The sequence below is a fragment of the Mobiluncus sp. genome (assembly GCF_034180645.1).
In the GTDB taxonomy this organism is placed as follows: domain Bacteria; phylum Actinomycetota; class Actinomycetes; order Actinomycetales; family Actinomycetaceae; genus Mobiluncus.
Window position 1 is genome coordinate 1 of record NZ_JAXFNY010000006.1, and the last position, 13,457, is coordinate 13,457.

Annotated in this window: 12 protein-coding genes and 1 rRNA gene; 3 read left to right on the forward strand and 10 right to left on the reverse strand. The window is 57.1% G+C overall.

Going from position 1 to position 13,457, the window contains the following annotated elements:
- From SPI05_RS01785 to rpsL, 3 genes are all read right to left on the reverse strand, one after another.
- Positions 1–1,768 (reverse strand): 23S ribosomal RNA (locus SPI05_RS01785); the annotation flags it as partial.
- A 314-nt stretch (positions 1,769–2,082) separates the two neighbouring features.
- Complete coding sequence (rpsG, locus tag SPI05_RS01790; RefSeq protein WP_321075603.1) at positions 2,083–2,592, reverse strand: 30S ribosomal protein S7; 510 nt, start codon at positions 2,590–2,592, stop codon at positions 2,083–2,085.
- A gap of 3 nt (positions 2,593–2,595) precedes the next feature.
- On the reverse strand, positions 2,596–2,982 hold the full coding sequence (gene rpsL / locus SPI05_RS01795) for a 30S ribosomal protein S12 (protein WP_321075605.1): 387 nt from the start codon (positions 2,980–2,982) through the stop codon (positions 2,596–2,598).
- Positions 2,983–3,272: 290 nt separating this feature from the next.
- Here rpsL and SPI05_RS01800 point away from each other — a divergent pair, with 290 nt between their 5' ends.
- Together SPI05_RS01800 and SPI05_RS01805 are read left to right on the forward strand one after the other, a co-directional pair.
- Positions 3,273–4,232, forward strand: a complete 960-nt coding sequence (locus SPI05_RS01800) for a type II CAAX endopeptidase family protein (protein WP_321075607.1) — start codon at positions 3,273–3,275, stop codon at positions 4,230–4,232.
- Between the two features lie 97 nt (positions 4,233–4,329).
- The gene (locus SPI05_RS01805) at positions 4,330–5,298 is read left to right on the forward strand and encodes a DUF808 domain-containing protein (protein WP_321075608.1); all 969 of its coding nucleotides are present in this window, start codon (positions 4,330–4,332) and stop codon (positions 5,296–5,298) included.
- Positions 5,299–5,322: 24 nt separating this feature from the next.
- Here SPI05_RS01805 and disA read toward each other — a convergent pair whose 3' ends face one another.
- Positions 5,323–6,396, reverse strand: a complete 1,074-nt coding sequence (gene disA, locus SPI05_RS01810; protein ID WP_321075610.1) for a DNA integrity scanning diadenylate cyclase DisA — start codon at positions 6,394–6,396, stop codon at positions 5,323–5,325.
- Positions 6,397–6,400: 4 nt separating this feature from the next.
- A complete protein-coding gene (locus tag SPI05_RS01815) occupies positions 6,401–7,213 on the reverse strand; it encodes a hypothetical protein (protein ID WP_321075612.1) in 813 nt (270 codons plus the stop codon).
- Positions 7,214–7,297: 84 nt separating this feature from the next.
- Here SPI05_RS01815 and SPI05_RS01820 point away from each other — a divergent pair, with 84 nt between their 5' ends.
- The gene (locus SPI05_RS01820) at positions 7,298–7,807 is read left to right on the forward strand and encodes a hypothetical protein (protein WP_321075614.1); all 510 of its coding nucleotides are present in this window, start codon (positions 7,298–7,300) and stop codon (positions 7,805–7,807) included.
- A 37-nt stretch (positions 7,808–7,844) separates the two neighbouring features.
- Here SPI05_RS01820 and SPI05_RS01825 read toward each other — a convergent pair whose 3' ends face one another.
- The 5 genes from SPI05_RS01825 to ftsH all read right to left on the reverse strand — a co-directional run bounded on the left by SPI05_RS01825 (position 7,845) and on the right by ftsH (position 13,454).
- Positions 7,845–8,327, reverse strand: coding sequence for a DUF3180 domain-containing protein (locus SPI05_RS01825; protein ID WP_321075615.1), 483 nt, complete (start codon positions 8,325–8,327; stop codon positions 7,845–7,847).
- Entirely contained in the window at positions 8,327–9,622 is a 1,296-nt protein-coding gene (folK, locus tag SPI05_RS01830; protein WP_321075617.1) for a 2-amino-4-hydroxy-6-hydroxymethyldihydropteridine diphosphokinase, read from the reverse strand. The genes SPI05_RS01825 and folK overlap by 1 nt, the downstream gene beginning before the upstream one ends.
- A 15-nt stretch (positions 9,623–9,637) precedes the next feature.
- Positions 9,638–10,528, reverse strand: coding sequence for a dihydropteroate synthase (gene folP, locus SPI05_RS01835; protein WP_321075620.1), 891 nt, complete (start codon positions 10,526–10,528; stop codon positions 9,638–9,640).
- A 71-nt stretch (positions 10,529–10,599) separates the two neighbouring features.
- Positions 10,600–11,175, reverse strand: coding sequence for a GTP cyclohydrolase I FolE (folE, locus tag SPI05_RS01840; RefSeq protein ID WP_321075622.1), 576 nt, complete (start codon positions 11,173–11,175; stop codon positions 10,600–10,602).
- Positions 11,172–13,454 (reverse strand): ATP-dependent zinc metalloprotease FtsH, encoded by a 2,283-nt coding sequence (gene ftsH / locus SPI05_RS01845; protein ID WP_321075624.1) that lies wholly within the window; start codon positions 13,452–13,454, stop codon positions 11,172–11,174. Before ftsH ends, folE begins: the two co-directional genes overlap by 4 nt.
- Positions 13,455–13,457 lie beyond the last annotated feature (3 nt).

A 13,457-nucleotide genomic window follows, 5' to 3' on the forward strand; every position in this document is an offset into this window, starting at 1 on the left:
TGTTTTTGTTAAACAGTCGCATGGGCCCATTTAGTGCCCCTCTGGGCATTACCCCAGAGGACCCCTTCTCCCGAAGTTACGGGGCTATGTTGCCGAGTTCCTTAACGAGGTTTCTCTCGCGCGCCTTGGTATCTTTGTACCCTCCCACCTGTGTCGGTTTTGGTACGGGATGCGGGTTAGTGCGGACGGCCTTTTCTGGGAAGCGTGGACACATGGCCTTGCCCCCGGCGTGCCGGAGGCTCGGAAGCCGCGTTCCCGCGGCCCCAAGGGATAACCATTGACCCTCGTCACTGTCCTTCTCCAAACCGTCCTTAAACCCCCACATGTGCAGGAATGTTGGCCTGCTGTCCATCGACTACGCCTTTCGGCCTCGTCTTAGGTCCCGACTGACCCCGGGCGGACGAACCTGCCCCGGGAAGCCTTGGGATTCCGGCGACCAAGATTTTCACTTGGCTTTTCGTTACTCATGTCCGCATAATCACTAGCATCCGCTCCACGGCCGCTTCCGCGCACCGCTTCGACGCTGAATGCTACGCTCTCCTACCGTCGTGCACAAGGCACGGCCCGCGAATTCGGTTCCGCGTTTACTCCCGATCATTTTCGGCGCGGAGTCTCTCGAGTAGTCAGCTGTTACGCACTGTTTAAATGATGGCTGCCTCTAAGCCAACATCCTACCTGTCTGAGAGACTTCACTGCCTTAGTGTGTTAACGCAGATTTGGGACCTTATTCGGCGGTCTTGGGCTGTTTCCCTTTCGACAATGAAGCTTAGCCCCCACTGTCTCACTCCCGGATATGCAGTCGCGCCGGTCTTCGGAGTTTGACGGACTTCGGCATCCCGGTAGGGACCCTAGATCGATCAGTGCTCTACACCCGGCGGAAGTGTTGTCCGAGGCTGCCCCTAAAGGCATTTCGGAGAGAACCAGCTATTACCCAGCTTGATAAGTCTTTCGCTCCAATCCTCAGCTCATCGAAGACCTTTTCAACGGTCACTCGTTCGCGCCTCCACCTCCCGTTACGGAGGCTTCACGCTGTCCAAGGATAGCTCGCATGGGCTTCGGGTCCAGCGCAACGAACTGGGATCGCCCTGTTCGGACTCGCTTTCGCTTCGGCTCCCCTTTCGGTTAGCCTCGCTCGCTGCGCTGACTCGCGGACTCATTATGCAAAAGGCAAACGGTCGCGTGCCGAAGCACGCTTCCATAGCTTGTGGACGTACGATTTCAGGTCTGTTTCACTCCGCTAGCAGCGGTTCTTTTCGCCTTTCCCTCGCGGTACTGGTTCGCTATCGGTCATCGGTGAGTGTTTAGCCTTGGAGAGTGGTCTCCCCTGATTCGGACGGCGTTTCACGTGCACCGTCCTAATTGGGATGCCGGTAGGTCCTGTCGGGTTTTCGGCTAAGGGGCTCTCACCCGCTGTGGCGCGACTTTCCAGTCGCTTCGCCTAACCGTTCAGGTACCACGTCCCGGTCCCGCAACCCCGGGGGGCAGGCCCCCCGGTTTGGGCTCCTGCGCTTTCGCTCGCCGCTACTCGCGCAATCTCTTTTGATTTCTCTTCCTGCAGGTACTGAGATGTTTCACTTCCCTGCGTGTCGCTCCCGCGGGCCATGTGTTCGCCCGAGGGCAGTGGGGGATGAGCCCCACTGGGTTGCCCCATTCGGAAACCTCCGGATCAGCGCCTGTTGACGGCTCCCCGGAGCTTGTCGCAGTCTTCCGCGTCCTTCCTCGCCTACCGATGCCAAGGCATCCGTCGTACGCCCGTATACGCTTAGCAAGAAACTTTTCGCCTCGCTTCCGGACGGCCGAGCCGCCCGGTCTCGTATATGAGTTGTAATTCTCTTTATTCTCCAACCAGCAGTTTTCAAGGAACGAATTCAACCCTCACGGGCGAACAGGTGCATAGTATATCAATTTTTCGGCCTACCGCGCAAGGGGGGAAATTCAAATCTTGAGAGATTTCCAATTAATCACACAAATATACGATGAACAGTAAAAATAAGGTGAAATACAAGACTGAATGAGAAGAACAACAAAAGCGCTGCGGTGAACCGCAGCGCCCTGATGCCTGAAAAAGTGGAATCGATGTGATTACCAAGCGTAATGCGCAAACGCCTTATTCGCAGCGGCCATCTTGTGGACGTCATCACGCTTCTTAATGACATTACCCTGACCAGCGAATGCATCGAGTATTTCGGCAGCGACAGCTGCCGGCATACCCATACCGTGACGTGCCGACGCATACTGCGTCGTCCAGCGGAGCGCAAGCGAAAGTTGACGATTCTCCTTGATCGGAGTCGGGACCGGATAGGTCGTGCCACCAACGCGACGTGTCTTGACCTCGACCTGCGGCTTCATGTTCTCGATTGCGGACTGAACGACCTCAAGCGGAGACGCAAAGGTCTTCTCGTCTTTCACGAACTTCGACGGATCATCTTTCATCTTCTCGGCAATCTTTTCAATCGCACCATAGACGATCTTCTCCGCGACAGTCTTCTTGCCGTCCTTCATGATGACGCGAATCATGTGCGCGACAAGTTCCGAATTGTATTTCGGGTCAAGAACAATGCGCTTGACAATGGCTTTACCTCTGCGGCTCATGGATTACTTCCCCTCTTCCTTCTTCTGACGCTTCATGCCGTACTTCGAACGGCTACGGTTGCGGCCCGCAACGCCCAGAGAGTCGAGCTTGCCACGAACAATGTGATAACGAACGCCCGGAAGGTCCTTCACACGGCCACCGCGCACTAGCACGATGGAGTGTTCCTGAAGGTTGTGGCCAACGCCGGGAATATAGGCGCTGACTTCGATGCCGGAAGAAAGACGCACACGAGCGACTTTACGCAGAGCCGAGTTCGGCTTCTTCGGGGTGGTGGTGTACACACGAGTGCACACGCCACGACGCTGCGGAGAGCCTGCCAAGGCCGGGGTCTTGGACTTCGTGCGCTTGCTGGTACGTCCTTGGTGGACGAGTTGTTCAATGGTAGGCACAGTAACTCCGTTTCTAGAATTTGTCTGGAATCTAAGGCTTTGTAGCCGCCCCGCGGACATAGCTGTACCGTCCGGGGGCCGGTCCGCCTTCCTTTGAGTCCTTGGTTCAAGAACGGCATTTTAGGTTGCGTCCGGAGCTCGAACGGAGCGAGCCCGCTGTTCGCGCGAGTTTCTTCGCACGACTCTGGGTGACTAAAAACAGACACCAAAAAGCAATCTTACCAAAACAGCACAGCCGCGACAAAACCGGTCGTGAAGCTGACCAAATCTGGCTGCACTATAATACAGTCATGAGCAAAGACCAGCCCGAACCTCAGCACTCCGAGCCCGTCGAACACGCCGCGGACAGTCCCCTGGCAGCCGCAAGTACCGCCAAAGCACGCTTGGCCGGGGAAAAGGGCGTGTGGATGCAAGCGACTTTGCTGCCCCTGGCGCTGATTGGGGTCTACCTGGTGGTTACCGGTTTGGCATTGAATATCTATGATGCCGTGGCGGGCACCGGCAACTCGCCCCAGGGAATTTTTGACGCGCCTCTAGCGCTAGGGTTTTGCGGTCTGATCCTGTGCATCGCAGAGATTGCCGTGTACCGCTTCCTGGTGGGCTTGTTTGCGAAACGCCAAGTGTCGGAGCTCGCGGTCAAACCAGCATTGCCCGAAACCCTGGCGGGAATTGCTGTGGGGGCGGGACTGGTGAGCCTGCCGATGCTGATCTTGTGGGCCAGCGGGCACTGGCAGCTGGTAAAGGTCAGTATCGAGCCCGGCGTGGGTCTGGGCATAGCTATGGGTCTCATGTCTTGCGTGTGGGAAGAACTGCTGTTCCGCGGGGTAATGGTGCGGCTCTTTGACCGAGCCTGGGGGCCGGTGTGGGCCATCACCATGTCCACCGTAGTGTTCGGAGGGCTACACCTGATGAATCCCGGAATGACTGGAATGGGCGTCGTCGCCCTGGCTCTCAGCGGTGGACCGCTACTGGGAGCGGCCTACCTGTGGAAACACCGGCTGTGGTTTCCTATCGGGCTGCACTTTGGATGGAACGCGATGCAGGGCTCTTTTTGGGGGTCGATTGTGTCCGGTACCGGGGAACAACGCGGGCTCTTACAAGGGACTTTCGTCGGCCCCGAATGGATTACCGGCGGCAGCGTCGGGGTGGAAGGTTCTTTCCTAACCGCCATCGTTTGCTTGGTCGCCACGACACTAATCGTGCTACAAATGCGCCGGCACCCTGAAAGCCCGGATTTGCCTCAGAAATGAGCTGGTGAACTGGAGTAACCCGGCAGGTAATGATTGCACCGGTCGCGAGTCTCGGGGGAATACGTTTAGACTGAAAACCGATTTGGGGAGGTAAATATTGTCAGCTGGGTTGTTGGCGCTACTGGATGACGTGGCGGCTCTGGCGAAAGCCGCAGCCACTTCACTTGACGACGTGACGGGGGTAGCGGCCCGGGCCAGCGGCAAGGCCGTTGGGGTCGTGATTGACGATACTGCCGTCACCCCGCAGTATGTAGCAAGGATAGCCCCGAAACGAGAACTTCCGGTCATCGCCAAGATTGCCCGCGGCTCAATCATTAATAAAGCCGGAATCCTGGTGGTTGCGCTGCTGTTGAATTATTTTCTGCCCGCCGCCCTCACCCCCATCTTGATGGTGGGAGGGACATACTTATGTTTTGAAGGCTCCGAAAAAATTTTGGGCCAGTTTTTCCACCACCAGACTGGCGCTGTCGACAACACTCCAACCTCAACTAACGCCGCAGAGGAAGAAAAACGCATCGTCCGGGGAGCCACCCGCACGGACCTCATCTTGTCCACCGAAATTATGGTGGTGGCCCTAAATGAGGTCCGCACGCAGAGCCTGGCAACGCAAATCGGGGTCCTGATTGTGGTAGCTATCCTGATTACAGCGTTGGTCTATGGAGTGGTTGCGCTGCTGGTAAAAATGGATGACGTGGGCTTGGCGCTGAGCCGCACCCATCACAAAGTCTCCCAGGTCATTGGGCTGATGCTGATTCGCCTGATGCCCACTGTCCTCAAGGTTCTTTCGACAGTCGGGGTCGCGGCGATGCTGTGGGTGGGAGGACACCTGTTCTTTAGCGGACTAGCTGAACTGGGGATGCCTCTCATATTTGGATTTATGCAGGCTTGTGGTCACGCGATAGCGAGTACTCTGCCGGTGGCTGGCGCGGCCGGTGCTTGGCTCACAGAAACCTTATTAGCTATGTTGCTGGGCTTGGGTCTCGGTGCCATGGTGACGGTAACGGTTTGGGGTATTAGCGCCATCGTAAAGCGAATTCGTCGGAAAAATAGGCCGGAAGAACCCTAGCGAGACACCGTCACCGAGGCGGGTTTAGGAGTGGGAGGTGATTCGTTCCAAAGCCGAGTTTTCCACGACCTGTTCCAGACTGTCGTGAATAATTTTGGCGCGTCCCGGTCCCACTCCATCGATTTCCATCAGTTCTTCGGTGGAAACCTCTAGCAGCTCAGACAAGGTCCCCCACCGGCGCGTAATCGCCTCGACGATATGGGCGGGAAGCCGCGGAATCCGCGCCAGCATCCGCAAACCGCGGGCGCTCAAAGGAATCTCGAGGATTTCCGAACCCATCCCGTTCACCCCGATAATGCGGGCCACCAAGCTCAAATCCAACAGTTCCGCATCGTCCAGTTCACCCAGTCGATTCACAATCTTTTCCTCTGAATATTCATCGGGAATATAGTCACGAATCAACAGGGAACGGTTCACCGCAAAGCCGCGCATCAGCTCGGATTGCTGCATTTTCAGCAGACGCCCGTGTTCACCCAGCTGAATGAGCATATCGGAAACTTCATGTCCGACCCGGCGCACCATTTCTTGACGTTGCACCACCAGCGCCACGTCACGAGCAGTAACCATGTCATCGATTTCCATGGCGGTCAACGAGTCAGAGACTTCATTCAAACGAGTCCGATATTTTTCCAAGGTGTCAATCGCCAGAGACGCACGAGTCAGCAGGGTTTCCGGGTCTTCCAAGACGTAGCGTTTATTGCCCAGATACAGCGAAATGGCCCGGAGGGAATGCGATACGGCAATGACCGGGTTGCCGCTTTGCACCGCGACGCGGTGGGCGGTGCGGTGTCTCATCCCGGATTCAGTCGTGGGTATGGAAGGATCTGGAAGCAGCTGGACGTTAGCGCGGCGAATCCGCCATTTATTTGGGTCGATGATGACTGCGCCATCCATTTTGCACAGTTCCCGCAGCCGCGTGGCCGAGAAATCAATGTCGAACTCAAAGCCGTCCGAACAAATCCTTCTGATGTGGTCCTCGTAGCCCAAAACCACTAGGGCGCCGGCATGAGCCCGGATGACCCGATCGAGTCCGTCGCGCAGCTCCGTGCCCGGAGCCAACATGGTAATCACTTCCCGGAATCTCTGCGCGTCGTTCATGGTTTTATCCTACTGTTTTCGCGGGGTTTTCGTTACTGGTTTCCGGCGGATTTTCCGGCGCTGGGGTGGGAGCGGGGAGCGGATTCTGCAGAGCAAAGACGGTTTCTGGCCCGGTAACGGCTCCATTCCACACCGGGTTGAGGCGATAAGTACCGGCAGTTGCGACGTTACTGGCTGGCGAACAATCCGCGTTATGCACCAGACCGTCCCAGTTCAGAATTTGTTTCCAAGTCATGCCGCGGTCCAGCAACAGTTGCTGTGTCGGGGCATCCGTGGGTTGGCAGCTAGTCGAGTTGAAAATGATTTGGTTGCCCGAAATGATTTGCATCCCTACCTTCGCGGGGTCAATCATCACGGTGCAGGCGGTTTTACCGGTGTTGTGCACAGTCATTTCAGCCTGATCCCCAGCCCCGACATTAATCACGGCGCTGGGATGAGTTAGTGCAACCTCCAGGGAGTTGTCCGGGCAGGGCTTCGGTGGGGGAAAAGTGCGTTCTTCCATCCGCATTTGATAAGCCTTAGCCTCGGCCGTCTGGGCGGTTTGCCACCGGGTAAATGCGGCCGCGACCTCACGAATCGCTAACACCATTCCCACGATTGCCAGAATTACAATCGCCAGAGCAATCAGACGGTTGCGCCGAATTTGGGCCTCAGTGTACTTTGGCGGACGCGGCTTTCCATGGTTTTTCGGCGTTTTTCCGGTGGTCCTGGACGGTGATTTACGCGCTGTGGTGGTTCCGGATTTCCTACCGTTTGGGGACACCGTAGAGCGCGACTGTTTCGCCGCGCGTTGTTTGTCTGTGTCAGTGTCCACCATGCTCCTAAGTTACGGCTTAGAAACGCAAAACCCGAAAGTCCACGCCGTTAGTTGTTAGAATTTTGTCAAAACGAAGGAGTTTTCATGAGCGCGTCCACAAGGCACGAGTCCTCCGGCCGGGGTTCACATGGCCAGATAGTTACCCCCCACCAACTCGCAATCACCGGCATCGGTTCCCTGCTGACCTTTGCCTGGTACGCCTCCCCGGATTTATTTACGGAAAAGAAACCGAGAGCCTTGGTGCGCCTGGGTATTATCCCCGCTTTGACGGCTTTGACCGCTTTGGTGGCACGGGATACTGTCACCGCAGTACGTGATGACATCGCCTCGGAAAGTCCCGATCAAGAGGCGTGGGAAATGACCAGCGACAACGTGAAGTTTGATCCGAAAAACCTGGATTGGCGCGTGCTGATACTTCTGGGAGCTTTCGGAACGGTATTACTGGGTTGCAGTATTTGGCTTGAGTTCTGGTTGTTCCGCCGTGGCGAGCGTCGCCGTAAGTCCGGGGTGAAACTGGCTCATACCCGTCAAGCTATCCCCATTTCCCTGCTGTTCGCCGCGGGCTACTTGGTTGACGACGCACAAACAAACTGATGCCAGCGCCGGTTTGAGAGGCTTTCGCCCCACCTATCTAAGCTGCTTCCGGGGTCGCTCCGGGCGAGGATTGAGATTTCGGGTCCTCCGGGTCAATGGTGCAGACTTTTTCGATGACCAGCCCGGTTACCACCATAAATACCGCGCCGATAACCGCCACAATCTTTTTCCATAATGTCTCTGCCAGAGCATCGTTTCCCAGGTTTGCCAGGATAAAGATGCTCTGTGCCCCAAAATAGCCCAAGAAAATAGCACCGGTGTGCGACAGGGCTAGAGACAGCGCCGCCACCCGAGCGGCCCCCACCGCGCTCATCCAGGTCGCCTGACGCTTCTTGAGCCTCTGCACGTGCGCCGCCAACCAGGCACTCAAGAGGGAAATAATCAGGGCGACCAAACCAAACTCCACACCGTCACGCGGCAACGAGGCGCCTTGGTTGTACATGAAATTCAACAACGAGGCGCTTAGGGCTCCCACCACCACGGTCAAGAGCACCAGAACGATGGGTTTCGTGTGGCTCATCAGTGCCGCCGCTTCCTGACACGCTGCCACTGTGTAGCCGGCAGCTCGGACTGAGAGGAGGAAGGAGAATCCCCGGCGGATGGGCTGTAATCTTGACGAATAATGTCGATTTCGGTGTCATTGTCGACCACGCGCAGCCGCGCCTCCGCTTGGGGCATGGCAGCTTGCCAAGACGGCAGATCGAAAGCATCGCGATCCCCGACTTGCGTCTCAGCCAGCGGGGAAACTTCGGGGGCGGCCGGGGAAGCGGATACAGAAGGGAGGTTCGGTGCGGTCTGCTCCGGTTCCGGGTCGGTCGCCAACCAGTCTGTCCACAGATTCACGATTCCGTTGGCGTCTTGTGCCCAAGCCGCAAGCTTGGAGACGGAGCGACCCTCCAGAGTCGCGTGAGGGTCGAGCTGGGACCAGGGCACCAGGACAAACGCTCGAGTAGCGGCTCGCGGGTGAGGCAAGACCAGGCGAGAGTCCTCTGAAGTTACCCCTTTAACGTCAATCACGTCAACGTCTAAAGTGCGCGCTGCCCAATGATAGGGACGTTCCCGCCCGTGAGTATCTTCCAGATGATGCGCCAAATCCAACAACTCGGCCGCGGACAGACGCGACCACACTCGCACCACCGCGTTGTAATAATCAGGCTGCGGGGCAGCGCCGGGCTGCAGCACTGGACGGGTCCGAGCCAAGGGCGAAACTTCCACCCGTTCAAACTCCGGAGCAGACTGCAGGACGGCCACTACCTCTCGCAAGGTTCCCAGAGGATTGCCCAGATTTGCCCCCAAAGCCAAAACTGCGGGGCGGGCTTGCTCGGGACGCAAGGTCAGATTGGCTGGAAAATCAGCTAGGTGCGCTGCAAAATCCGCCCGCGTGCGCAAAATGCTTATCGCCACATCTTCGAATTGCACGTCCATGCATGCATGAGGCTTATGCAAGGTGACTTGGACCGCCGCAATGCGCGAATCCTCCAGCACGGACAGGGCGATGTGCGTAGCCAGACGTTCAATCAGGGAGGCGCTTTTCCCTTCAATGACCGCGACAATTTTTTCAGCCACGACCGAGTAATCAACGGTGTGGGCCACATCGTCCGAGCTGGCAGCCCGCCGCGAATCGAACCATAGGGTGAGGTCGACCGAAAAATCCTGGGGGGCGTGATGCTCAGATTCCAAAACTCCGTGAATGCCCCGCGCGAAAATCCCGCGCAGAGTGATGGAATCCAGCCCATCCAAACGGTCAACCACGTCAACGGAGCGCCCGGAGATTCCCCCTAGAGAATTCGATATGGATACATCATGTAAAGTCATCTTTAAAACCGCCTCTCAACAGGGATGATGGTGGGCATCAAGGAAGGCTGCCGCCTGGACGGCCACCGCTACCGGGGCTACGTTGTGTACGCGCACCGCCCAAACCTTGTGAAGCGCGCAAAACATGGAAACTGCCGCGGTGGCATCGTCGCGAGGATGACGGTCACTCGCCACCGTTTCCAAATCTGCTAGATATCGCTTTCGTGACGGGCCGACCAACACCGGGTAGCCGCGGTGTAAAAACACGCCAAGGTTAGCCAACACGTCCCAATCCTGCTCACCGACCTTGGAAAATCCCAGTCCAGGATCGATAATGACCCGGCGCATATCAATGCCGCTGTGGCGCATCAGTTCCAGGCGACGCTCCAACTCATTCCAGGTTTCCACCGCAACATTGTCATAAACCGCCAACTGGTTGGCTACCTCCGGGCTACCCCGCCAATGCTGGCAAATATAGCTCAGCTGCGGGTAGCGAAGCTGTAGCCCGGCGATAGTGGTAAACATAGAGTCGTCCACGATGCCGCCTGAAACATCGTTTATGATGCTGGCTCCTGCCGCCGCGGCTGCCTGAGCGGTTTTCGCGTGCAGGGTATCCACTGAGACAGTCACCCCGGCCGCAACCAACTGCTCAATAACCGGTAGGATACGGGCAATTTCTTCCTCGACTGCTACGGGTTTGCGACCCGGCGCGGTCGATTCACCCCCCACGTCAATGAGGTCAGCTCCCTGTGCCACCATTTCCGAACCGTGAGCCACCGCCTGACTCGGATCAAGCCATTTTCCACCATCCGAAAAGGAATTCGGGGTCACGTTCAAAATCCCCATCACCAAGGTGCGCTCCGGTTGCAGATAGTCCGGCAGCGCTGATGTCGAGGTCTCAGGCTGTGTCTGGGCTACAATAGTCATCCCCGATTCCTCTTTCCTGTTTCGTTTCTGAACCGGCTCGGGCAGAATCCAAACCGATTATTGGCAGCGTCTTAATCCGCGGACAAAATGAGACTCATGGCCTCAGAACGCGTCGTGCTGGATTGTTCCATCACCCCGCGCACTGCAGAAGTCGTGGTCCGCGCCCCCGGCTTCTTTACCCCGCGCACCGTCATACACATATGCTCAGCCTGCAACACCACGATGACCCCTTGCGGTTGGAGCACCTCCCACATCGCATCAGCGATTTGCTGGGTCAGGCGTTCTTGCACCTGCAAACGGTGGGCGTAACCGTCTACCAGCCGCGCCAGCTTGGACAGTCCCGTAACCCGTTTCCCCTGCGGGATATAGCCCACGTGCGCCAGACCAACAAACGGCAGCAGGTGGTGTTCACACATGGAGTTGAACGGAATGTCTTTGACCAATACAAGGTCGTTGTGTTCCACCGGGAACATTCGCTCCAGGTGCCTTCGCGGATCCTCCTGGTAGCCTTGCAGCAGCTCTCCAAAAGAGCGAGCCATCCGGTCCGGGGTTTCGCGCAAGCCCTCACGGTCGGGGTCCTCCCCTACGGCCGCCAACAGATCCCGGATTGCCCGGGTCACCCCTTCAGGGTCATAGGTCGCGTTCATTTGTTTTCTCTCTCACTAGGTGCTGGCGGTAAAGGTTCCGCGGTCGGGTTTTCACTTGGAGGCAACGGGTCCGTGTCGTCGAGAATACGCACCTCGTGTTCTTTCCTGGCCGGAGGAATCGGCAGACTCAAATCATCCGGAGCTGCGGCGTTCGGTTGCGAAGCTGCCGGGATTTCCTCGGTTTTCACTTCCCCCTGCCCAAACGGCACGGTCCCCCCAATCCCAGAATCCGCCAACGGGCGGTCGGCTCCGTCCAGAGCAAAACATTCTCCTGGTTTCGCGCTAGCTTTGGCTTTACGAATCCTCACGGCTTCAGGAATCTCGATGGGTCCGCGGTCGTCAGAGGTCAAGCCCTCGTATGACTGCCAGACGGCACGGCGCGGCGCTTTCTTAACATCCTTAAAGACGACATCCAAGGCTTTCTCGTCCAGAGTTTCTTCCTCCAGCAAGCGGCGTGCCAACGTGTCCAAAATGTCACGATTCTCAGTAATGATGGACCAGGCTTCTCGCGTGGCGGCTTCCATTAGAGCTTGCACTTCCGCATCGATAGCATGGGCAGTGGAATCGGAATACTCCTGCGCTTTGCCGTAATCCATACCCACGAAAGGTTCATCGTGGGAGCTGCCATAACGAACCGCCCCCAACCCGGCCGACAAGCCCCAGCGGGTCACCATCTTGCGGGCGATAGCGGTGGCATTTTCAATGTCGTTAGACGCCCCGGTGGAGGGGTCCTGGAACACGATTTCCTCTACGACTCGACCTCCCATGGCGTAAACTAGCTGGTCCAACAACTGATTACGGGTTTCGGAGTAGCGATCCTCGGTAGGCATGACCATGGTGTAGCCCAAGGCGTGTCCGCGGGGCAGAATCGTCACTTTCGTCACGGGGTCGGAATAGTTGGATGCCGCAGCGCACAAGGCGTGGCCACCCTCGTGATAGGCGGTGACCAGTTTGTCGTGGTCGTTCATAATCCGGGAATGCTTTTGGGGTCCGGCAATAACCCGGTCTACCGCTTCATCGAGATCCTGAGCGGTGATGATTTCCCGGCTGTGTCGTGCCGCCAGCAAGGCCGCTTCGTTCAAAACATTGGCCAAGTCCGCGCCGGTGAATCCCGGGGAGCGTTTGGCCAGTGATTTCATATCTGCCTCGGGAGCCAGGGGCTTATTCTTCGAGTGAACCGCCAGAATCGCTTCGCGCCCCTTTAGATCCGGCGCTTCAACTGCTACTTGACGGTCAAAACGACCGGGACGCAGCAAAGCTGGATCGAGTACGTCGGCACGGTTTGTGGCGGCAATCATGATGACGTTGGTGCGTTCGTCGAATCCGTCCATCTCTACCAGCAGCTGGTTCAAAGTTTGTTCACGTTCATCGTGCCCCCCGCCCAGGCCGGTGCCGCGGTGACGGCCTACCGCGTCAATCTCGTCAACAAAAATGATGGCCGGAGCTGCCGCCCGCGCCTGCTCAAACAAATCCCGCACCCGGGAGGCGCCCATACCCACAAACATCTCGACGAACTCGGAACCGCTCATAGAAAAGAACGGTACCCCGGCTTCTCCGGCGACAGCGCGAGCCAATAGGGTCTTACCCGTGCCGGGAGGACCGTAGAGCAGCACTCCCTTGGGAATTTTCGCCCCGAGCTTGTGGAACTTTTCGGGTTCCGCTAGGAACTCTTTGATTTCCTCCAATTCCTCCACAGCTTCATTGGCTCCCGCAACGTCAGCGAAAGTCACTTTCGTTTCGTCCTCTTTGTTGAACATCCGTGGCTTGGCTCGACCCATTCCGAGGGGACCCATTCCCCCGCTCATGCGCGAAACAAACCAGAAAAACACCACAAAGAGGATAATCATCGGCACCATCAAAGTGAGCATGGACTCCCACCAGGAGGACACCGGATAGATAGAATCAAAACCCTTCTTTGGTTTCGCGTCGGCTACCGCATTCGCAACGGTTTCCGCTTGGGGACGAACATAAGAAAATGAGACCTTTTTCCCCGCGTCAGCATTCGGTTTCATCCCGAAGGGACCGTCTTTCGGCAGGTATGCCCGCGGACGTTGGTAGGACTTGGTCAACTCCATACTGACGGTCTGGGTGCCATCGTTGATAACGACTTTTTCAACGGTGTTGCCCCGCAGCAGCGTCAAACCTTCGTCAGTAGTAATGCGAGTAGGACCGCCTTGGGCAGAAAAAACCATGAAAGCCACAATGATGGCGATGACTACAAGAGCCGCTATGCCGCCAGAGATTTGTTTTTTCTTTTGAGTTTTATTCGTCTTGTCCATGTT